This is a genomic window from Pseudomonas mohnii (genome assembly GCF_900105115.1).
In the GTDB taxonomy this organism is placed as follows: domain Bacteria; phylum Pseudomonadota; class Gammaproteobacteria; order Pseudomonadales; family Pseudomonadaceae; genus Aquipseudomonas; species Aquipseudomonas mohnii.
In genome coordinates this window covers 4,200,832-4,219,476 of the sequence record NZ_FNRV01000001.1, presented here as the reverse complement: position 1 = coordinate 4,219,476, position 18,645 = coordinate 4,200,832, and the positions used below count along the sequence as shown (strand labels likewise).

The following is an 18,645-nucleotide window of genomic DNA, read 5'->3' as shown; positions in this document are numbered from 1 at the left end:
TATGCCCTTGAACGAAATTCTCACCCACTACCCGCTAGCCTTTGTCGTCATCACCGGGGTGATCGGCCTGCTGGTCGGCAGCTTTCTTAACGTGCTGATCTGGCGCCTGCCGAAAATGCTCGAGCGCGAGTGGCGCCTGCAGGCCCATGACATTCTCGGGCTGCCCGGCGAAACACCGCTGCCGACCTACAACCTGCTGCTGCCCCATTCCCAGTGCCCGAACTGCGGTCACCGGATTCGGGCCTGGGAAAATATTCCGCTGCTCAGCTTCCTGCTGCTGCGCGGACGCTGCTCGTCTTGCACGACACCGATCAGCAAACGATACCCATTGACCGAACTCGCCTGCGGCCTGTTGTCGGCGTTCATTGCCTGGCACTTCGGTTTCGGCTGGCCAGCCGGCATGACCCTGCTACTGACGTGGGGCCTGCTGGCCATGAGCCTGATCGACGTTGAACATCAATTATTGCCGGACGTGCTGGTGCTGCCGCTGATGTGGCTGGGGCTGATCGTCAACAGCCTCGGCCTGTTCGTGCCGTTGCAGGATGCATTGTGGGGCGCGATCACCGGCTATATGGCGCTGTGGTCGGTGTTTTGGTTGTTCAAACTGATCACCGGCAAGGAAGGCATGGGCCATGGCGATTTCAAATTGCTGGCGATGTTTGGCGCCTGGGGTGGCTGGCAAATATTACCGCTGACCATCCTCCTCTCCTCCCTGGCGGGTGCCGTGATTGGCTTGATTATCCTGCGCCTGCGCAAGGCAAAAACCTCGACCCCCATCCCCTTCGGGCCCTATCTGGCCATTGCTGGCTGGATTGCCTTGCTCTGGGGTGTTCAAATAACCGACTTCTATTGGCAGTTTGTCGGTTTGAAATGAATACCCCTGTGGAAAAACCCTGGATTCTCGGCCTCACCGGCGGCATCGGCAGCGGAAAAAGCGCGGCGGCCCAACATTTCATCGACCTCGGCGTACATGTGGTCGACGCCGATCATGCCGCCCGTTGGGTGGTCGAACCGGGGCGGCCGGCGCTGGCGAAGATCGTCGAACACTTCGGACCGGATGTGTTACTCGCCGACGGGCAACTGGACCGCGCCGCGCTGCGCAAACGGATCTTCGAGGTGCCGGAAGAACGTCGCTGGCTCGAAGCGTTGCTGCATCCGCTGATCGCCGAGGAAATCGCTCGACATCTGGCGCTGGCAAAATCGCCTTATGCGATTCTGGTTTCGCCGCTGCTGATCGAGTCCGGGCAGTACGCCATGACCCAACGGGTGCTGGTGATCGATGCCCCCGAACAGCTACAGATCGAACGCACGCTGCTGCGTGACCAGACTAGCGAACAGCAGGTCCAGGCGATCCTCAAGGCCCAATCCAGCCGCCAGGATCGCCTGAGACATGCCAACGACGTGGTGGTCAACGACCGCGACCTCGCCTGGCTGCACAGCGAGGTTGAACGCCTGCATCACTTTTACCTTACTTTGCGTGGAGGCCAGTCATGAGCCAAACCCCAACCGTCGAATGCCCGACTTGCGGAGCCCCTGTCGAATGGAGTCCCGAAAGCAAATTCCGCCCGTTCTGTTCGGACCGTTGCAAACTGATCGACCTGGGGGCCTGGGCGTCGGAAGAACACAAGATTCCCGTGGCTCCCGATGCCGAGGACGAGTTGTTCAGCGGCGACTTCGATCCGCGTCACTGATGCCCGTCGTCAGGGCCGCATGAAGCCGTAGTCCTGACCGTCGTCGAGGTTTTCCGCCAGGAAATGCAACTCGTCGGCCAGATCCTCCGCACTGCGTACGGCCTTGCTCTGCTGCACCACGGCACTGAGCAAGGCGCGCAGGCTCAACCCAGGATCAAATCCTTCCGCTTGCGCCGAATCCAGACTCTGGCGCAATTCCTGCCTTGCCCACTCATAAACACTCATGACGAAACTCCTGAAGGTTTTGCCGAGCATGGGATCACCAGCGCTTTCAGGGTTTGATGTGAATCAAGGCTTCGGATCGTCGTCCTTCCAGGGCGCCGAAAGGTAGCGCGTGCGGTTGAAGGTCTCCAGCCATTCCGGGCAGAACACCACCAGAGCACTGACCACCATGCCGTTGATAAAGGCCTCGGGAAAAATCAGCAACCACAGGTAACCGACAAAATCCTCCAGCCAGTACGGCATCTCAAAACGCTCGTCGAACCACAACAGCCAAAGCGCCAGCAGCAGACACAGCAACGCCGACAGTGCCGCGGCAAAAAATCCGGAAACGAAGATATACACAAAGGGATTTCGTGGCTGCGCGCGCTCCACCAGGATCGCGCAGCATTCGGTCACCAGCACCGGCAACAGAATCAACAACGCGCCGTTGACCCCGACCGCCATCAAATCCTGTCGCCCGAGCGACACCAGCCCCAACTGCGCCACCAGTCCGCCGATGATCGCCAGCGGCCAATCCAGCAACAGCGTTACCGCTGTCATGCCAATGAAGTGATAGGACACGCCGGTATCGAAATCCCGCCGCACCAACCACAACATGAACAGCGCGAACACCGTGCCGAACAGTAAATGCTGGCGACGGCTATCGGTGAACAGCTCAACCCACGGCGCACGCCAGATCGCCCAGAGCAATACCGGCACATAAATCAGCCAGCCGACTGTCAGACTCTGAGATGACAGCAGCTCGGCACCGATCATGGGCGAGACGTCTCCAGCGCCTCACGCAACTGCGCAGCCGTGGCGTACTCGTGCTGCGCCACCAACTGGCCGTCCTTGAGCTGTAACCACAGCACGCTATCCACAGCACCGGGATACTTCGGTGCAACGCGGCCCTCGCGATCCAGCATGACCCGGTAGGAATAATCGCGCATGGCCGGCACGGCGAACATTTTTGCGATCAGCCGTGGCATGCGCTGGATATCCGCGAGAAATACTGCATGACGGGCCTCCAGATAGCCTTTGGGCTGGCCCTGCAACGCAGCATTGACCAACTTGGCGCCTTCCATGCTGCGCGCCACCAGCAGCGTCTGAGTGCGATTGTCGAGGGTAAAGGCCTGATCGAACTGATCGAGCAGCGTCCATGGCGCCAGTCGCTCACCCACTTCCAGCGCATGGGCCCACAGTGGCAAAAGCCCGAGCAGTAACACTGACCAATACTTCACGTTCAATTCCTCGCTCAATCGCATGGGTAGTGGCAAGCAGTTTACACCGGCGCTTCCCGGTGCCCAGTAACGCTGTTTACCGCTTAACGCTTTCTGCTTGTCGCAATTGAACGCTAAGCTTGGGCCTATGGATGACTCAGATTACTTACGCTTGCTGACCATCGCGGCCGAGCAAGCCAACGCGTTCCTGTCCAATGCCCGCAAATGGGAGCGTGAGCGTTGGGTCTGCCAGCGCCTGCTGCAAGGCTTGAACATTCCTTATCGTGCCGACGAATTCGCCCCGGCCGGCGAACCGCCGGACGTGTTGTTTCGCGATGCCAGCTTCGAGGTGTTCTTCGTCCTCGACGAAGGCCGGCGCCTCAACGACGAATGGCGCGATGAGCTGCAACGCCGCCGCAGCGCATTCTCCCTGAGCCAACTGGTCCGGCGCGAGGCCAAGCCGCGGCGCATCCCGGCCAACGAATTCTTGCTGCGACTGGCGCCGACCTTGCGCAAAAAAGCGCATAACTACAAAGAACGCGGCATGGATCTCGGCGACCTGGACATCATCGCCTTCGCCAGCCTCAAGCGCGAAGTGCTGGACCTCAACAGCCATTTCCCGCCGCCTACCGAATACCTGCGCCAAGGCTGGCGCTCGTTGTCATTGGTCGGCCCGACTTTCGCCCGCGTGCTCTTCGCGCATCCGGATGCACCGGACTTCCTGCGCAGCAACCTGGGGCGCAGCATCGTTTTCGACGTCGGTATCAGTCTGTGAGCCCATTGCAGGAACTGATAGCTGATGTCCCGCAAATCGGTCGCGTACGCTGGATTGGCGTGCGCCCGCAACCTCATGTGCCGATGATCGAACTGGAAGCCGTGGAAGCGCGACTGGAGGCTGGCTTGACCGGTGATCGAGCCCGGCCAGGCGTACGCAATGCGCGGCAAGTGACGTTGATCCAATGGGAGCATCTGGCGGTGATCAGTTCGCTGATGGGCCGCCCGCACGATAAACCGGTGCTGCCTGATGAGTTACGGCGCAATCTCGTTATCAGCGGTATCAACCTGTTCAGCCTCAAGGGGCGTCGCTTCAGAATTGGCCAGGCGATTTTCGAAACCACTGGCTGGTGCCAGCCTTGCGCACGCCTGCAAAACAACCTCGGCCCCGGGACCTTTCAAGCCGTTCGCGGACATGGCGGAATCACCGCCCGAGTGTTACAAAGTGGAATCATTCGCCTGGACGATACGGTGAGCGTCGAGCCCATTCCGGACAGCGGCTATGCTCCGTTCAACGTTCGTTAAATCGACTTGTAACCTCTCCGCAATCAGCAACGTCTACCCCTGACGAGGCCCGATATGACCAGCCGCCTGAACCCCGACGACCAGAAGCATGTCGAAGAGTACCTGCATCTGTCCCAGCACCGAGTCGAGCGCCGGCCCTTCCGGCCGTGGATGCTCCTTGTGCTGGTGTTGGCAGTGACCATTGGTCTTGGCCTTTTGAGCCGACTTATCAGTTACCTGACGCTATGAGCCGCTTCGCGACTGCACCGATTTCTTTTAGCCTTGTGAGATATCCCCATGACTCATCGTATTGTCATCGCTGGCGGCGGCGCCGGCGGTCTGGAGTTGGCTACCCGTCTGGGTAAGACTCTGGGTAAACGCGGCATCGCCAGTGTAATGCTGGTCGACGCGAACCTGACCCACATCTGGAAACCGCTGTTGCACGAGGTGGCGGCCGGTTCCCTGAACTCCTCCGAAGATGAACTCAACTATGTTGCCCAGGCCAAATGGAACCACTTCGAGTTCCAGCTGGGACGCATGAGCGGGCTCGATCGCGCACAAAAGAAAATCCAGTTGGCCGCCACTTATGACGAGGCCGGCCTTGAGCTGGTTCCGGCGCGGGAAGTGGCTTACGACTCGCTGGTGATTTCCGTCGGCAGCACCACCAACGATTTCGGCACCCAGGGTGCAGCCCAGCATTGCCTGTTCCTCGATACCCGCAAACAGGCCGAGCGCTTCCACCAGCAATTGCTCAACCACTACCTGCGTGCCCATGCCGGGCAGACCGACAAGGTTGAACAGATCAGCGTTGCCATCGTCGGCGCCGGTGCCACCGGAGTCGAACTGGCCGCCGAACTGCACAATGCCGCCCACGAACTGGCAGCCTATGGCCTGGACCGGATCAAACCGGAAAACATGCACATCACCCTGATCGAAGCGGGGCCACGGGTTCTGCCTGCGCTGCCGGAGCGAATCGGCGGGCCTGTGCATAAAACCCTGGAGAAACTCGGGGTCAATGTCATGACCAACGCAGCGGTCAGCGAAGTGACGGCAGACAGCCTGATCACCACCGATGGCAACGTGATCAAGGCCAGCCTTAAAGTCTGGGCCGCAGGGATTCGCGCACCGGGTTTCCTCAAGGACATCGATGGCCTGGAAACCAACCGCATCAATCAGCTGCAAGTGCTGCCGACCCTGCAAACCACCCGTGACGAAAATATCTTCGCCTTCGGTGACTGCGCGGCCTGCCCGCAACCGGGTACCGACCGCAACGTGCCGCCACGCGCGCAAGCCGCGCATCAACAGGCGTCATTGCTGGCCAAGTCGCTGAAACTGCGGATTGAAGGCAAGGCATTGCCTGAATACAAGTACACCGACTACGGCTCGCTGATCTCGCTGTCGCGTTTTTCTGCTGTGGGTAACTTGATGGGCAACCTCACTGGCAGCGTGATGCTCGAAGGTTGGCTGGCGCGGATGTTTTACGTGTCGCTGTACCGCATGCACCAGATGGCGCTGTACGGGCCGTTCCGCACGGCAATGCTGATGCTGGGCAGTAAGATCGGGCGCGGCACCGAGCCACGGCTCAAGTTGCACTGATACCGCCCGACCACTGTGGGAGCGAGCAGGCTCGCTCCCACAGTTTTATCCGAGAACATTACACCCGGAAGCGCCGCACCATCCCCTGCAGGGCATTCGCCAACTGCGACAGCTCATGGCTCGATGCACTGGTCTGATCGGCCCCGGCGGCCGAACGCACAGACAGGTCACGGATATTCACCAGGTTGCGATCGACCTCGCGCGCCACTTGGGCCTGTTCCTCGGCTGCACTGGCGATCACCAGGTTTCGCTCGTGAATCTGATGCACCGACGCCGTGATGGTTTGCAGCGCCTCACCTGCCTTCTCGGCCAGCAACAACGTGCTGGCGGCACGGGAGGTGCTGGCGTTCATGGCCTCCAGGGCCAGGCTCGAACCGTTGCGCATACCCTGCACCATTTGTTCGATTTCCTGGGTCGATTGCTGCGTGCGATAGGCCAGCGCGCGCACTTCATCGGCCACCACCGCAAACCCGCGACCACTCTCACCCGCGCGCGCGGCTTCAATCGCAGCATTGAGCGCCAGCAAGTTGGTTTGTTCGGCAATGGCGCGAATCACATCCAGCACCTTGCCGATATCCTGGGATTGGTTGGCCAGCGATTGCACCAGCTCACCGGTGCTCTGCACGTCGTCGGCCAGTGCACTGATCGAACGGGCGGTTTCGCTGACCCTCTCCCGCCCTTGATGCGCTGACTCACTGGACTGGCGAGTGGCATCGGACGTGGAGACTGCGTTGCGCGCGACCTCTTCCACGGCAATGGTCATTTCATTGACCGCCGTGGCCGCTTGCTCAATCTCGTTGTTCTGTTGTTGCAGGCCCTGAGTGCTATCGAGGGTCACGGCGCTCAATTCATCGGCCGCCGTGGCCAATTGCGTGGCTGACCCGCTGATGCCCTGCAGGGTTTCCCGCAGGTTTTGCTGCATGGTCGCCAACGCTTTGAGCAAACGACTGACTTCGTCATTGCCATGGGTTTCGATCGGACGGGTCAGATCACCCTGAGCCACATGCTCTGCAGCGCTCACCGCTTCACTCAACGGACGCACGATGCTGCGTGTCAGCAACATCGCCAGGCCAACCGTGGCCAATGCCGCGAGGGCGATGAATACGCTCACGATGGTGCGTGAAGTGTCGTAGTGGTCTTTGGACTTGTCGCTTTCCGCCGCGACTTGTTTGGCGAACAGCTCAGCCAGATCACTGAGCTGTTTGCCGGAACCGTCGACCACGGTCTTCATGTCCACCAGCAACAATTTGGTCAGTTCGTCGCGACGCCCCTGTTCAGCCAGGGTGAACGATTGGGCAATGCCAGTGCGATAGGCCGCGAAGGTACTTTTGAACTGCTCGTACAGCGCCTTGCCTTCAGCCGTGGTAACCAGCTTGTCGTAGGCGGCAATCTTTTCGCTCAGTTCCTTGTCGCGGGTATCCATTTGGCTGCGGTATTGCGCAATGTTCTTCGGGTCCTGATCCAGGGCCATCCGCAGGGAAATCGTGCGAATGCGCAGCATGATCTCGCGAATCTCGTCACCGCCACGAATACTCGGTAGCCATTGTTTTTCCACCGCCACTTCACTCTCGCGGATGCTCGACATTTGCCCCAGTGCAAATATCCCGAGCAGCGCGACAAGCACCGCAATCAAGGCGAAACCCAACGCAGCACGGGGGGCAATATTCAACTGTCGAAGAAACATAACGAGTGCCTTTCTTGTTGTGGGCTTGAGCGGGGGCTGTGCCCCGACAGCTCGTTATCGGCAAGTTGTACGATGACTTGAAGCGAAGTGTTTTTTTTTGCAGACAAAAAAATCCCCGTATCTTTCGATACGAGGATTTTTAATATGGTCGGGGTAAGGGGATTCGAACTCCTGACATCCTGCTCCCAAAGCAGGCGCGCTACCGGACTGCGCTATACCCCGGTAAAAAAAAGGCACCTTTGAAAGGTACCTTTTGCGAACAGCGCTTTTGGCGTCTGATCTTAAGATTTGATTCCAGCGTTAACTGGTTTCAAAAATGGTGGGTCGTGTGGGATTCGAACCTACGACCAATTGGTTAAAAGCCAACTGCTCTACCAACTGAGCTAACGACCCTAAAATGGTCGGGGTAAGGGGATTCGAACTCCTGACATCCTGCTCCCAAAGCAGGCGCGCTACCGGACTGCGCTATACCCCGGTTTGAAATTGGCTCCGTGACCAGGACTCGAACCTGGGACCCAATGATTAACAGTCATTTGCTCTACCGACTGAGCTATCACGGAACTACATATTTCAATTTACAACGGTGAAGCTTTACTGCGTTCTCTTCGACCCGTTCGCATCACTGCGTTCGTGTGTCTGAGGCGCGCTATTCTACAATCTTCAGCACCTCTGTCAACCCCCTAAATTGCTTTCAAGTTAATGATTTGCAACTTATTTTGGATTCCTGCTTGGGGAGCGGAAACCCTGGTGGGTGACTGACTGCGGGGCGCACTTTACAAGCCTTTTCCTTTAAGTTCAACAGCCTAACGAAAAAAAGGCCTCGCAATGCGAGGCCTCCTGTTCAACTACACATTTTTGTAGGAGCTCGCTTCCTCGCGAAGACCTCTTGAGCGCTGCGTTTAGCCTGATAACACGCGTTATCGTTAACGACCATCGCGAGCAGGCTCGCTCCTACAGTGGATCAAACGAAGACGATTTCGTCGTTCTCCACAACGCCCTTGGCAGTATCGCCGGGCATGAAACGACCCGACAGAATCAGCTGTGCCAGCGGGTTTTCGATCCAGCGCTGGATCGCTCGTTTCAGCGGCCGAGCGCCATACACCGGGTCGTACCCTACCGCGATCAGCTTATCCATGGCCTCAGGGCTGAGTTCCAGCTTCAGCTCCCGCTCGGTCAGACGACTGCGCAGACGACCCAACTGGATCTCGGTAATGCCGGCGATCTGATCCCGTGCCAATGGCTCGAAGATCACCACTTCATCGACCCGGTTGATGAACTCCGGCCGGAAGTGCGAAGAAATCGCGTCCATTACTGCCGCACGCTGGGCCTCGCGATCACCGACCAACTCCTGGATCTGCACCGAACCGAGGTTGGACGTCATGACAATCACGGTATTTTTGAAGTCCACCGTGCGGCCATGGCTGTCGGTCAACCGGCCATCTTCCAGCACTTGCAGCAGGATGTTGAACACATCCGGGTGCGCCTTCTCGACCTCGTCCAGCAGGATCACCGAGTAAGGCTTGCGACGCACGGCCTCGGTCAGGTAACCGCCTTCTTCATAGCCTACATAGCCCGGTGGTGCGCCAATCAGGCGAGCCACGGAATGTTTCTCCATGAACTCGGACATATCGATGCGCACCATCGCTTCTTCGGTGTCGAACAAGAACTCCGCCAGCGCCTTGCACAGCTCGGTTTTACCGACACCGGTCGGGCCGAGGAACATGAACGAACCGCTTGGTCGGTTCGGATCAGCCAAACCGGCACGGGAACGCCGCACGGCGTTGGAAACCGCCACCACCGCTTCGTCCTGCCCGATCACACGCTGGTGCAACAGGCTTTCCATCTTCATCAGCTTGTCGCGCTCGCCTTCGAGCATTTTCGACACGGGAATACCGGTCCACTTCGACACGACTTCCGCGATCTCTTCTTCAGTCACCTTGCTGCGCAGCAACTGGTTCTCGCTCTTGCCGTGCTGGTCGACCATCTGCAAGCTGCGCTCCAGGTCCGGGATCACCCCATACTGCAACTCAGCCATGCGGTTCAGATCGCCTTTACGGCGTGCGGTTTCCAGTTCCTGGCGGGACTGCTCGATCTTCTGCTGAATCTGCGCTGAACCCTGTACCTCGGCCTTTTCCGAGTTCCAGATTTCTTCGAGATCCGAGTACTCACGCTCAAGGCGCACGATTTCTTCCTGGAGTTTTTCCAGACGTTTCTTCGCCGCGTCGTCGCTCTCTTTCTTCAGCGCCTGGGATTCCACCTTCAACTGAATCAAGCGACGTTCCAGACGGTCCAGCACTTCCGGCTTGGAGTCGATCTCCATGCGGATACGGCTGGCGGCTTCGTCGATCAGGTCGATGGCCTTGTCCGGCAACTGACGATCAGTGATATAGCGATGGCTGAGCTTGGCCGCGGCAATGATCGCACCATCGGTGATCGCCACCTTGTGGTGAACCTCGTAGCGTTCTTTCAGGCCCCGCAGGATCGCGATGGTGTCTTCTTCACTCGGCTCCTCCACCAACACTTTCTGGAAGCGTCGCTCGAGGGCGGCGTCCTTCTCTATATATTGGCGGTACTCATTGAGCGTGGTGGCGCCGACGCAATGCAGCTCGCCGCGAGCCAATGCTGGCTTGAGCATGTTGCCCGCATCCATCGAGCCTTCGCCCTTGCCGGCACCGACCATGGTGTGCAGTTCGTCGATGAACAGAATGATCTGCCCTTCCTGCTTCGACAGTTCATTGAGCAAGGATTTGAGGCGCTCTTCGAATTCGCCGCGATACTTGGCACCGGCAATCAGCGCCCCCATGTCGAGGGACAGCAGACGCTTGCCCTTGAGGCCATCCGGCACTTCACCGTTGATGATGCGCTGGGCCAGGCCTTCAACGATGGCGGTCTTACCGACACCAGGCTCACCGATCAATACCGGGTTGTTCTTGGTGCGGCGTTGCAACACCTGAATGGTCCGGCGAATTTCGTCGTCACGACCGATCACCGGGTCGAGCTTGCCCTCTTCGGCGCGCTTGGTCATATCGACAGTGTATTTATCCAGCGCCTGGCGCGACTCTTCGTGGTTAGGGTCATTGACCGCCTCGCCACCGCGCAGGTTGTTGATCGCATTTTCCAGCGCTTTCTTACTCACGCCCTGACCGAGCAACAATTTGCCGAGCTTGCTGTTCTCGTCCATGGCGGCGAGCAACACCAGCTCGCTGGAGATGAACTGGTCGCCCTTCTGCTGGGCCAGGCGATCAGCCTGGTTGAGCAGACGCGCCAGATCCTGCGACATGTTGACGTCACCGGTCGGATTCTGGATTTTCGGCAGCTGGTCGAGCTCTTTGGTCAGCTCTTTACGCAGGCTGTTGATGTCGAAGCCTGTTTGCATCAGCAGAGGCTTGATCGAGCCGCCCTGCTGTTCGAGCAGGGCCTGCATCAAATGCGCCGGCTCAATGGCCGGATGGTCGAGACCGACGGCCAGGGACTGGGCATCGGACAAGGCTAATTGCAATTTGCTTGTTAAACGATCTATACGCATGGGTCACCTTCCTTTTGAGCAGGTCGGACCAATAAAACATCCTGAATGAAGAAACCTGCCAGATAGCACAATAGATGCGGTCGATTCTGGGAGATTCAAGCGTCGTGATGTTGATGCAGATCAGACAAGTCTAGCGCTAGCGCCCTTTCTTGCGAGTAACAGTACTCGTGAGACAGGGCGCTACAGCCAGATAAGGGAGGCAAACCGGCCGGTTTTCGGACTGCGGCGGTAAGAAAAGAAGCGCGGATCGGTCACGGTGCAGAAACCGCCACCATAAACGGCGGTGACACCGCGAGCCGCCAGGCGCAGACGCGCCAGCTTATAGATATCAGCCATGAACTTGCCGGGGTTGTGGCTCGGCACAAAGGCCTCAGCCGCTTGCGGCAGCTGCTGCACGAAGGTTTCGCGTACTTCCGGGCCGACTTCAAAGGCTTGCGGGCCAATGGCCGGGCCGAGCCATACCAATGTGTCGGCAGCGGGCACATCCAGGCTGTCCAGAGTGGCTTCCAGCACGCCGGCCGCCAACCCGCGCCAACCGGCATGGGCCGCCGCGACGCGAGTGCCGGCACGGTCGCAAAACAACGCCGGCAGGCAGTCGGCGGTCATGGCCGCGCAAGCGATGCCCGGCGTCGCCGTCCAACTGGCGTCGGCAGTGACCACTCGGCCTGGGTCGGCATGGGCCACGACGATGCCGTGGACCTGCTGCAGCCAGGCCGGTTGAATGGAGAAATGATCGGTGAGGCGACGGCGATTTTCGGCGACAGCTTCAGGGCTGTCGTCGACGTGATCGCCCAGATTGAGGCTGTCGAACGGCGCCAGACTGACGCCGCCCGCACGAGTGGTCACACAGGCTTTGACCCCGGCCGGCGCGGGCCAGTCAGGAATCAGCCAGTCACTCATCCGATGAACGCCTCGCGATCTTGCTTGAGCAGGGTCAGCAACCAGACGAAATCTTCCGGCAACGGCGACTCCCAGCTCATCCGTTGACCGGTGGTCGGATGATCCAGCTCCAGGAAACGCGCGTGCAGCGCCTGGCGCGGGAAGTTTTTCAGCGATTCGACCATCGTCGGGTTCGCTGCCGGCGGAATACGGAAGCGACCGCCGTAGGCAGGATCTCCGACCAACGGGAAGTTGATGTGCGCCATATGCACGCGAATCTGGTGCGTACGACCGGTTTCGAGCTTCACCCGCACGTGCGTGTGGGAACGGAAACGCTCGAGCACACGGTAATGGCTGACGGCTTGCTTGCCCCCCTCCATCACCGCCATGCGCTGGCGCTGCTGACCATGACGACCGATCGGCGCATTGATCTTGCCGCCAGCCGTCACCACGCCGATCACGATGCATTCGTAGATCCGGCTGACGCTGCGGCTCTGCAATTGTGTCACCAACTGCGTCTGCGCCTGAATGGTCTTGGCCACCACCATCAGACCGGTGGTGTCCTTGTCCAGGCGGTGCACGATACCGGCGCGCGGCACGTTGACGATGTCCGGCACGTGGTGGAGCAAGGCGTTGAGCAAGGTGCCATCAGCGTGACCGGCAGCCGGATGCACCACCAGGCCCGCAGGCTTGTTGATCACCAGGATGTCGTCATCTTCATAGACGATGTCCAGGGCAATGTCTTGAGCGACCCATTCGCCCTGAGCTTCCTGCTCGGCAGTGAGTTCAAGAATGGCGCCACCGTGAACGATGTCTCGCGGGCGGATAACCGCCCCATCCACAGTCAGGCGGCCGTCTTTGATCCAGGCGGAAAGGCGCGAGCGCGAGTGCTCAGCGAATAATTGTGCGGCGACTTGATCGAGGCGTTGGCCGCCCAATTCGGACGGCACCTCTGCGCGAAGTTCAATTTTATCGGACATGCTCAGACTAGGCGTCGGCACAGCCTTTGGTTTCGGCTGCGCGCTTGTGGTTAAATACGGCGTCTTTTGCCCCGAGGCTATTCAACGGGGCGCTCATCATAACAGGACGGCCACGCCCAAGACAGCGGCCGTCATAGGGACGCAAGCCGCCATGCAAGTGAAACACCTGCTGCTGATCGCCATCCTCGCATTGACCGCTGCTTGCTCATCGAAGGAAGTCGTAGACGAAAACCTGAGTGAAGTCGAGTTGTACCAACAGGCTCAGACCGATCTGGACAACAACAGCTACAACAGCGCCACCGCCAAGCTGAAGGCTCTGGAATCGCGTTATCCGTTCGGTCGTTATGCCGATCAGGCCCAACTCGAGCTCATCTACGCCAACTACAAGAACGCCGAGCCCGAGGCTGCAAAAGCCGCGGCCGAGCGCTTCATTCGTCTGCATCCACAGCATCCGAACGTCGACTACGCCTACTACCTCAAGGGCCTGACGTCGTTCGACCAGGACGTCGGACTGCTGGCGCGCTTCCTGCCACTGGACATGACCAAGCGTGACCCCGGCGCCGCCCGCGACTCCTACAACGAGTTCGCCCAGCTGACCAGCCGCTTCCCGAACAGCCGTTACGCGCCGGATGCCAAGCAGCGCATGATCTACCTGCGCAACCTGCTGGCGGCGTACGAAATTCACGTTGCCGACTACTACCTGACCCGTCAGGCCTATGTGGCTGCCGCGAACCGTGGCCGTTACGTGGTGGAAAACTTCCAGGAAACCCCATCGGTCGGCGACGGCCTGGCGGTGATGACCGAAGCCTACCAGCGTCTGCACCTGGATGAGCTGGCCGCCACCAGCCTCGAAACCTTGAAGCTCAACTACCCGAACCACCCAAGCCTGGTCGACGGTCAGTTCGTACCGTCGGTGGCCGAAGCCGATAACCGTTCGTGGCTGAGCAAGGCCACCCTGGGCATGATCGAATCCCGTCCTCCGCTGCCACCGGGAGAAACCCGCGCCAACCAGGACGTGCAGAAGCAGTTCCAGGACGCCAAGGATGCGATTCCGAACGAACTCAAGCCAAAAGACACCAACGGCGATGTGATCGAAGAAGAAAATCACGAAGCGGAAGGCAACAACAGCGACCGCTCGTGGTTCAGCTACATGACGTTCGGTGTGTTCGACTGACACCCCGCACGGGCCCAAAAGGGAGACTCTCGAGTCTCCCTTTTTTATTGCGCCATTTTTTATAAGGAGCATTGCGCTGTGCGGCTGCGATGTCCCCGGCTAAACTGGCGCTTCATCAACCAAAAAGCAGCTCACCATGCTTCGTTTAATATTCTGGATCGCCGTTATTGCCGCTGCGGTGTGGTTCTGGCGTAAATACAAGGGCCAGGCTTCCGTGCCCAAGTCCCCCGCCGAGCTGGAAGCGGCACCGATGGTCCGATGCGCCCATTGCGGCGTGCACCTGCCCCGCGACCGGGCGCTGAGTCTTCAACAACAGTGGTATTGCAGCCAGGCTCACCTCGAGCAAGGCCCAGGGTCCAGTGGTCGCTGAGACTCAAAGTCCCGGCGGCAAACAGGCCCAGCGACTGCTGCGCCTTTATCACCTCTACCGTTTGAGCGTCGGCATCATCCTGGTGCTTTTGATTTCCAGCGACATGGACAATCAGTTGCTGACGTCCGGCAATGACGCGTTGCTGCGTGGTGGCAGCTGGTTGTACCTGATACTGAACATTCTGCTGGTTGTGTTCTTCGAGGACACACGCCGGCCGGCGCAATTGTTCAGCCTGGCGCTGGCTGACGTGCTGCTGTTGTGCGGCCTGTTTTATGCCGCAGGTGGCGTGGCCAGCGCCGTTGGCAACCTGTTGATCGTATCGGTAGCCATCGGCAACACCTTGTTGCGAAGGCGCATCGGGCTGTTGATTGCCGCTGTCGGCGCGCTCGGCATCGTCGGCTTGAGTTTCCTGCTGAGCTTCAGCCACCCTTCCAGCCCCAACGATTACTTGCAGGCAGGAGCCCTTGGCACCCTGTGTTTTGCCGCAGCGTTATTGGTGCAAGGCCTGACCCGACGCCTGGAGGTCAGCGAAACCCTGGCCGAGCAAAAGGCCAGTGAAGTCATCGGCCTGGAAACCCTCAATGCGCTGATCCTGCAACGGATGCGCACCGGCATACTGGTGCTCGACGAGTGCAGACGAGTGCAGCTCGCCAACCACAGCGCCCTGGCCCTGCTCGATTGCGAGCATCTCGAAGGCCTCGTGATTGACGAGCACTGCCCTGCCCTGATCGAGCGCCTGGACCTTTGGCGCAAGAATCCAACGCTGCGTCCCCACAGCTTGAAGATCACCGGCAGCGGCCTGGAACTGCGACCCAGCTTCATCGCCTTGGGCATCAGCCCGAACCACCAGACCCTGGTCTTTCTCGAGGACCTCGCCCAGATCGCGCAACAGGCGCAGCAATTGAAACTGGTGGCCCTGGGTCGCCTGACCGCCGGCATCGCCCATGAAATCCGCAATCCGCTGGGCGCCATCAGTCATGCCGCGCAGCTATTACGAGAATCGGAGGAACTGAACGGCGCGGATCGACGTCTGACGCAGATCATTCAAGACCACTCTGAGCGAATGAATCGGGTAATCGAAAACGTCCTGCAACTGTCCCGCCGCCAGCAAACTGTGCCGCAACGACTCGACTTGAAACCGTGGCTGGAACAATTCGTGGGCGAAACCCGCGAGGCGGCAACCGCACGCCAGCAGATTCACTTGCACACCACTGGTGCAGACTTCAAGACCCTGATGGATCCCGACCAATTGCGGCAGATTCTCGACAACCTGATAGGCAACGCATGGCGCCACAGTGGCTTGCGCCGCGAGCAGGCGCAGGTCTGGCTGGAACTGTTTATCGATCCAAACAGCCAGTTGCCGATCCTGGAAATAATCGACGACGGTCCCGGTGTCCCCCCGGACCATCAAGCGCAACTGTTCGAACCCTTCTTCACCACCAGTCAGCACGGCACTGGCCTGGGCCTCTACCTGTCCCGTGAGCTGTGCGAAAGCAATCAGGCTCGCCTGGACTTCAAGCCACGCCAGGATGGCGGCTGCTTTCGCATTACCTTTGCGCACGGACGGAAACAAGGTTGAACAAGAAATCACGGCAAAAAGTCCTGATCGTCGACGATGAACCGGACATCCGCGAACTCCTGGAAATTACCCTGGGAAGGATGAAACTCGACACCTACAGTGCCCGCGATGTGGGTGAGGCCCTGGGCCTGCTCAAGCGCGAAACGTTCGATCTGTGCCTCACCGACATGCGCCTGCCGGACGGCAACGGCCTTGAGCTGGTGCAGCACATCCAGCAACGTTACCCGCAAGTTCCGGTGGCCATGATCACCGCCTACGGCAATGTCGAAACGGCGATCAATGCACTGAAGGCCGGCGCCTTCGACTTCCTGAGCAAACCGGTGGACCTTGGCCGCCTGCGGGAACTGGTCGCCAGCGCCCTGCTGCTTGCTGTTCCCGGCAGCGCTATCGATCGTCGTCTGCTGGGTGATTCATTGCCCATGCGCAACCTGCGCAAACAGATCGACAAACTGGCGCGCAGCCAGGCACCGGTCTACATCAGCGGCGAGTCCGGCAGCGGCAAGGAACTGGTTGCGCGCCTGATCCATGAGCGAGGACCACGGGCCAATCACCCCTTCGTGCCGGTCAACTGCGGAGCGATTCCATCGGAGTTGATGGAAAGCGAGTTTTTCGGCCATCGCAAAGGCAGCTTCAGCGGTGCCATCGAAGACAAACCCGGACTGTTCCAGGCCGCGCACGGCGGCACCCTGTTCCTTGACGAGGTGGCTGATCTGCCGCTGCCGATGCAGGTCAAACTGCTACGCGCGATTCAGGAGAAAGCCGTACGCAGCGTCGGCGGGCAACAGGAAGAGGTCGTCGATGTGCGCATCCTTTGCGCCACCCACAAAGACCTCGATGCCGAGGTAGCCAGTGAACGCTTTCGCCAGGACTTGTACTACCGCTTGAATGTGATCGAGCTGCGGGTTCCGCCGCTGCGCGAGCGCCGCGACGACATAGAACCGCTGGCCAGCCACGTGCTCATGCGCCTGGCCGCCGACACCGGGCAACCGGCGGCAAAACTCCACCCGCACGCCCTCGACGCGCTGAAAAGCTACCGCTTCCCAGGCAATGTGCGGGAACTGGAGAACATGCTCGAACGGGCTCATACCCTGTGCGAAAACAAACAGATCGAGGCCAGCGACCTGCGTCTGGCCGAGGGCAACTGCGCTATCGTGGGGGGATTACTCGACCTGACACAGATCGACAACCTGGAAGCGTACCTGGAAAACGTCGAGCGCCAGCTCATTCTCCAGGCCCTGGAAGAAACCCGCTGGAACCGCACGGCAGCGGCTCAGCGGTTGAATTTGTCGTTCCGGTCGATGCGCTACAGGCTGAAGAAATTCGGCCTGGATTGAACGGCTCTTGATCTTGTCTCAGATCCGACCGGTCGGCGCATAGGGTGCAGGATCGATAATCGGCTCTCGCCCCAACATCACATCAGCGAACAACTGACACGACGCCGGCGCCAGTACCAGACCGTTACGGTAGTGCCCGCAGTTGAGCCACAACCCATTAAATCCAGGCACCCGACCAATATAAGGAATGCCTTCCGGCGAACCTGGGCGCAATCCGGCCCAATGCCCCACCACTTCTGCATCCGCCAGCGCCGGAATCAACTCCACCGCCGATGCCTTGAGGCTCTCCAGGGCCGACTCGGTCGGCGTCTTGTCATAGCCTTCATGCTCCAGGGTACTGCCAATCAGAATGTGTCCGTCGCGCCGCGGAATCGCGTAACGCCCCTTGGCCAGCACCATGCTTGGCAGAAAGTCAGCGGCGCACTTGTAGAGAATCATCTGGCCTTTTACCGGCTCGACCGGCAACTCCAGCCCCAGCCCCTTGAGCAAGTCACCGCTCCAGGCGCCCGCCGTCAGGACCACCTGATCTGCATGGACACTCCCTGTCGAGGTGTGCACGCCAACGACTTTATCGCCTTCACGGAGAAACCCGCTGACTTCACACTGCTCGTGGATCGTCACGTTCGGCAGCGCCGACAACGCAGCCTTGAGCGACTTCACCAGCCGTGGATTGCGCACGTTGGCCACATCAGCCATGTAGATCGCCCGGGAAAAACCGCCGCCCAGCACCGGCACCGCATCGTGTGCCGCCGAGATATCCACAGCCCGCAATGGACGGTTCTCGCGTGCAGCCCACGCCAGCGCCTCGGCCTCGTCATCCAGATCCAGCCAGTACAGACCGGTGATGTGCACCTCGGGATCAACCCCGGTGGCCGCAAACAGGCGCTCACCCAGCTGTGGATAAAAATCCTGGGACCAGTGGGCCAATGCGGTGACCGCCGGGCTGTAACGCCATGGATAAAGCGGCGAAACAATCCCGCCGCCTGCCCAGGAGGATTCCCGGCCCACGTTCGAGCGATCCAGCAGCACAACGCTCTGCACTTCGGACGCGAGATTGAATGCCGTCAGCAGCCCGATTACCCCGCCGCCGACAATCACCACTTGCTGTTGCCTGGTCATGTTCTGATCCAACC

At 59.6% G+C, this 18,645-nt stretch carries 19 protein-coding genes, 4 tRNA genes and 1 pseudogene; 11 read left to right on the top strand and 13 right to left on the bottom strand.

What is annotated here, in order from left to right; all coding sequences use genetic code 11:
* Position 1: 1 nt before the first annotated feature.
* The 3 genes from BLV61_RS19650 to yacG are packed head-to-tail and all read left to right on the top strand — an operon-like array spanning position 2 to position 1,691.
* The gene (locus BLV61_RS19650; protein ID WP_090466997.1) at positions 2 to 874 is read left to right on the top strand and encodes a prepilin peptidase; all 873 of its coding nucleotides are present in this window, start codon (positions 2 to 4) and stop codon (positions 872 to 874) included.
* Positions 871 to 1,494, top strand: a complete 624-nt coding sequence (gene coaE / locus BLV61_RS19645; protein ID WP_047533366.1) for a dephospho-CoA kinase — start codon at positions 871 to 873, stop codon at positions 1,492 to 1,494. Before BLV61_RS19650 ends, coaE begins: the two co-directional genes overlap by 4 nt.
* The gene (gene yacG / locus BLV61_RS19640) at positions 1,491 to 1,691 is read left to right on the top strand and encodes a DNA gyrase inhibitor YacG (protein ID WP_008058361.1); all 201 of its coding nucleotides are present in this window, start codon (positions 1,491 to 1,493) and stop codon (positions 1,689 to 1,691) included. The genes coaE and yacG overlap by 4 nt, the downstream gene beginning before the upstream one ends.
* Before the next feature lie 9 nt (positions 1,692 to 1,700).
* On the opposite strand, the gene BLV61_RS19635 is transcribed toward yacG, so the two are convergent.
* The 3 genes from BLV61_RS19635 to BLV61_RS19625 all read right to left on the bottom strand — a co-directional run bounded on the left by BLV61_RS19635 (position 1,701) and on the right by BLV61_RS19625 (position 3,133).
* A complete protein-coding gene (locus BLV61_RS19635; protein WP_047533370.1) occupies positions 1,701 to 1,916 on the bottom strand; it encodes a hypothetical protein in 216 nt (71 codons plus the stop codon).
* A gap of 63 nt (positions 1,917 to 1,979) precedes the next feature.
* A complete protein-coding gene (locus BLV61_RS19630) occupies positions 1,980 to 2,669 on the bottom strand; it encodes an energy-coupling factor ABC transporter permease (protein WP_047533373.1) in 690 nt (229 codons plus the stop codon).
* Positions 2,666 to 3,133 carry an FAD/FMN-containing dehydrogenase gene (locus BLV61_RS19625; protein ID WP_090469930.1) on the bottom strand — a complete coding sequence of 156 codons (468 nt, stop codon included), beginning with the start codon at positions 3,131 to 3,133 and terminating at the stop codon, positions 2,666 to 2,668. Before BLV61_RS19625 ends, BLV61_RS19630 begins: the two co-directional genes overlap by 4 nt.
* Before the next feature lie 127 nt (positions 3,134 to 3,260).
* Here BLV61_RS19625 and BLV61_RS19620 point away from each other — a divergent pair, with 127 nt between their 5' ends.
* Genes BLV61_RS19620 through BLV61_RS19605 form a run of 4 tightly spaced genes read left to right on the top strand, consistent with a single transcriptional unit; the run spans position 3,261 to position 5,986 of the window.
* Positions 3,261 to 3,887 (top strand): DUF1780 domain-containing protein, encoded by a 627-nt coding sequence (locus BLV61_RS19620; protein ID WP_047533376.1) that lies wholly within the window; start codon positions 3,261 to 3,263, stop codon positions 3,885 to 3,887.
* Entirely contained in the window at positions 3,884 to 4,411 is a 528-nt protein-coding gene (locus tag BLV61_RS19615) for an MOSC domain-containing protein (protein WP_047533379.1), read from the top strand. The genes BLV61_RS19620 and BLV61_RS19615 overlap by 4 nt, the downstream gene beginning before the upstream one ends.
* Positions 4,412 to 4,465: 54 nt before the next feature.
* Positions 4,466 to 4,639 (top strand): DUF3094 family protein, encoded by a 174-nt coding sequence (locus tag BLV61_RS19610; protein WP_047533382.1) that lies wholly within the window; start codon positions 4,466 to 4,468, stop codon positions 4,637 to 4,639.
* A gap of 48 nt (positions 4,640 to 4,687) precedes the next feature.
* Positions 4,688 to 5,986, top strand: a complete 1,299-nt coding sequence (locus BLV61_RS19605) for an NAD(P)/FAD-dependent oxidoreductase (RefSeq protein ID WP_047533385.1) — start codon at positions 4,688 to 4,690, stop codon at positions 5,984 to 5,986.
* Between the two features lie 58 nt (positions 5,987 to 6,044).
* Here the strand turns inward: BLV61_RS19605 and BLV61_RS32155 are convergent, their stop codons facing one another.
* From BLV61_RS32155 to rluD, 9 genes and pseudogenes are all read right to left on the bottom strand, one after another.
* A complete protein-coding gene (locus BLV61_RS32155; RefSeq protein WP_425272124.1) occupies positions 6,045 to 6,908 on the bottom strand; it encodes a methyl-accepting chemotaxis protein in 864 nt (287 codons plus the stop codon).
* Positions 6,900 to 7,670 (bottom strand): annotated as a pseudogene (locus tag BLV61_RS32150) (MCP four helix bundle domain-containing protein); the annotation flags it as partial. The pseudogene BLV61_RS32150 and the gene BLV61_RS32155, both read right to left, overlap by 9 nt.
* A 145-nt stretch (positions 7,671 to 7,815) precedes the next feature.
* Positions 7,816 to 7,892 (bottom strand) — tRNA-Pro (locus tag BLV61_RS19595).
* A gap of 95 nt (positions 7,893 to 7,987) precedes the next feature.
* Positions 7,988 to 8,063, bottom strand: a tRNA-Lys gene (locus tag BLV61_RS19590).
* Positions 8,064 to 8,068: 5 nt separating this feature from the next.
* Positions 8,069 to 8,145, bottom strand: a tRNA-Pro gene (locus BLV61_RS19585).
* Between the two features lie 9 nt (positions 8,146 to 8,154).
* Positions 8,155 to 8,230: transfer RNA gene (locus BLV61_RS19580), tRNA-Asn, on the bottom strand.
* A gap of 401 nt (positions 8,231 to 8,631) precedes the next feature.
* A complete protein-coding gene (gene clpB / locus BLV61_RS19575; protein ID WP_090466991.1) occupies positions 8,632 to 11,196 on the bottom strand; it encodes an ATP-dependent chaperone ClpB in 2,565 nt (854 codons plus the stop codon).
* Positions 11,197 to 11,376: 180 nt separating this feature from the next.
* Positions 11,377 to 12,096: a peptidoglycan editing factor PgeF gene (gene pgeF, locus BLV61_RS19570; RefSeq protein WP_047533392.1), complete on the bottom strand. Its 720-nt coding sequence runs from the start codon at positions 12,094 to 12,096 to the stop codon at positions 11,377 to 11,379.
* On the bottom strand, positions 12,093 to 13,055 hold the full coding sequence (gene rluD, locus BLV61_RS19565) for a 23S rRNA pseudouridine(1911/1915/1917) synthase RluD (protein WP_047533394.1): 963 nt from the start codon (positions 13,053 to 13,055) through the stop codon (positions 12,093 to 12,095). Before rluD ends, pgeF begins: the two co-directional genes overlap by 4 nt.
* A 151-nt stretch (positions 13,056 to 13,206) precedes the next feature.
* On the opposite strand from rluD, the gene BLV61_RS19560 reads away from it, so the two are divergent.
* The 4 genes from BLV61_RS19560 (at position 13,207) to BLV61_RS19545 (ending at position 17,512) form a co-directional block, all read left to right on the top strand.
* On the top strand, positions 13,207 to 14,229 hold the full coding sequence (locus BLV61_RS19560; RefSeq protein WP_047533396.1) for an outer membrane protein assembly factor BamD: 1,023 nt from the start codon (positions 13,207 to 13,209) through the stop codon (positions 14,227 to 14,229).
* Between the two features lie 136 nt (positions 14,230 to 14,365).
* Positions 14,366 to 14,599: a PP0621 family protein gene (locus tag BLV61_RS19555; RefSeq protein ID WP_090466988.1), complete on the top strand. Its 234-nt coding sequence runs from the start codon at positions 14,366 to 14,368 to the stop codon at positions 14,597 to 14,599.
* Positions 14,589 to 16,178 carry an ATP-binding protein gene (locus BLV61_RS19550; protein ID WP_090466986.1) on the top strand — a complete coding sequence of 530 codons (1,590 nt, stop codon included), beginning with the start codon at positions 14,589 to 14,591 and terminating at the stop codon, positions 16,176 to 16,178. The genes BLV61_RS19555 and BLV61_RS19550 overlap by 11 nt, the downstream gene beginning before the upstream one ends.
* Positions 16,175 to 17,512, top strand: coding sequence for a sigma-54-dependent transcriptional regulator (locus BLV61_RS19545; protein ID WP_090466984.1), 1,338 nt, complete (start codon positions 16,175 to 16,177; stop codon positions 17,510 to 17,512). The genes BLV61_RS19550 and BLV61_RS19545 overlap by 4 nt, the downstream gene beginning before the upstream one ends.
* An 18-nt stretch (positions 17,513 to 17,530) precedes the next feature.
* Here the strand turns inward: BLV61_RS19545 and thiO are convergent, their stop codons facing one another.
* The gene (thiO, locus tag BLV61_RS19540; protein WP_090466982.1) at positions 17,531 to 18,631 is read right to left on the bottom strand and encodes a glycine oxidase ThiO; all 1,101 of its coding nucleotides are present in this window, start codon (positions 18,629 to 18,631) and stop codon (positions 17,531 to 17,533) included.
* Positions 18,632 to 18,645 lie beyond the last annotated feature (14 nt).

Coding starts and splice junctions, on each gene's coding strand:
- BLV61_RS19650 (WP_090466997.1), top strand. CDS start 2: ATGCCCTTGAACGAAATTCTCACCCACTACCCGCTAGCCTTTGTCGTC.
- coaE (WP_047533366.1), top strand. CDS start 871: ATGAATACCCCTGTGGAAAAACCCTGGATTCTCGGCCTCACCGGCGGC.
- yacG (WP_008058361.1), top strand. CDS start 1,491: ATGAGCCAAACCCCAACCGTCGAATGCCCGACTTGCGGAGCCCCTGTC.
- BLV61_RS19635 (WP_047533370.1), bottom strand. CDS start 1,916: ATGAGTGTTTATGAGTGGGCAAGGCAGGAATTGCGCCAGAGTCTGGAT.
- BLV61_RS19630 (WP_047533373.1), bottom strand. CDS start 2,669: ATGATCGGTGCCGAGCTGCTGTCATCTCAGAGTCTGACAGTCGGCTGG.
- BLV61_RS19620 (WP_047533376.1), top strand. CDS start 3,261: ATGGATGACTCAGATTACTTACGCTTGCTGACCATCGCGGCCGAGCAA.
- BLV61_RS19610 (WP_047533382.1), top strand. CDS start 4,466: ATGACCAGCCGCCTGAACCCCGACGACCAGAAGCATGTCGAAGAGTAC.
- BLV61_RS19605 (WP_047533385.1), top strand. CDS start 4,688: ATGACTCATCGTATTGTCATCGCTGGCGGCGGCGCCGGCGGTCTGGAG.
- BLV61_RS32155 (WP_425272124.1), bottom strand. CDS start 6,908: ATGCAGCAAAACCTGCGGGAAACCCTGCAGGGCATCAGCGGGTCAGCC.
- clpB (WP_090466991.1), bottom strand. CDS start 11,196: ATGCGTATAGATCGTTTAACAAGCAAATTGCAATTAGCCTTGTCCGAT.
- pgeF (WP_047533392.1), bottom strand. CDS start 12,096: ATGAGTGACTGGCTGATTCCTGACTGGCCCGCGCCGGCCGGGGTCAAA.
- rluD (WP_047533394.1), bottom strand. CDS start 13,055: ATGTCCGATAAAATTGAACTTCGCGCAGAGGTGCCGTCCGAATTGGGC.
- BLV61_RS19560 (WP_047533396.1), top strand. CDS start 13,207: ATGCAAGTGAAACACCTGCTGCTGATCGCCATCCTCGCATTGACCGCT.
- BLV61_RS19555 (WP_090466988.1), top strand. CDS start 14,366: ATGCTTCGTTTAATATTCTGGATCGCCGTTATTGCCGCTGCGGTGTGG.
- thiO (WP_090466982.1), bottom strand. CDS start 18,631: ATGACCAGGCAACAGCAAGTGGTGATTGTCGGCGGCGGGGTAATCGGG.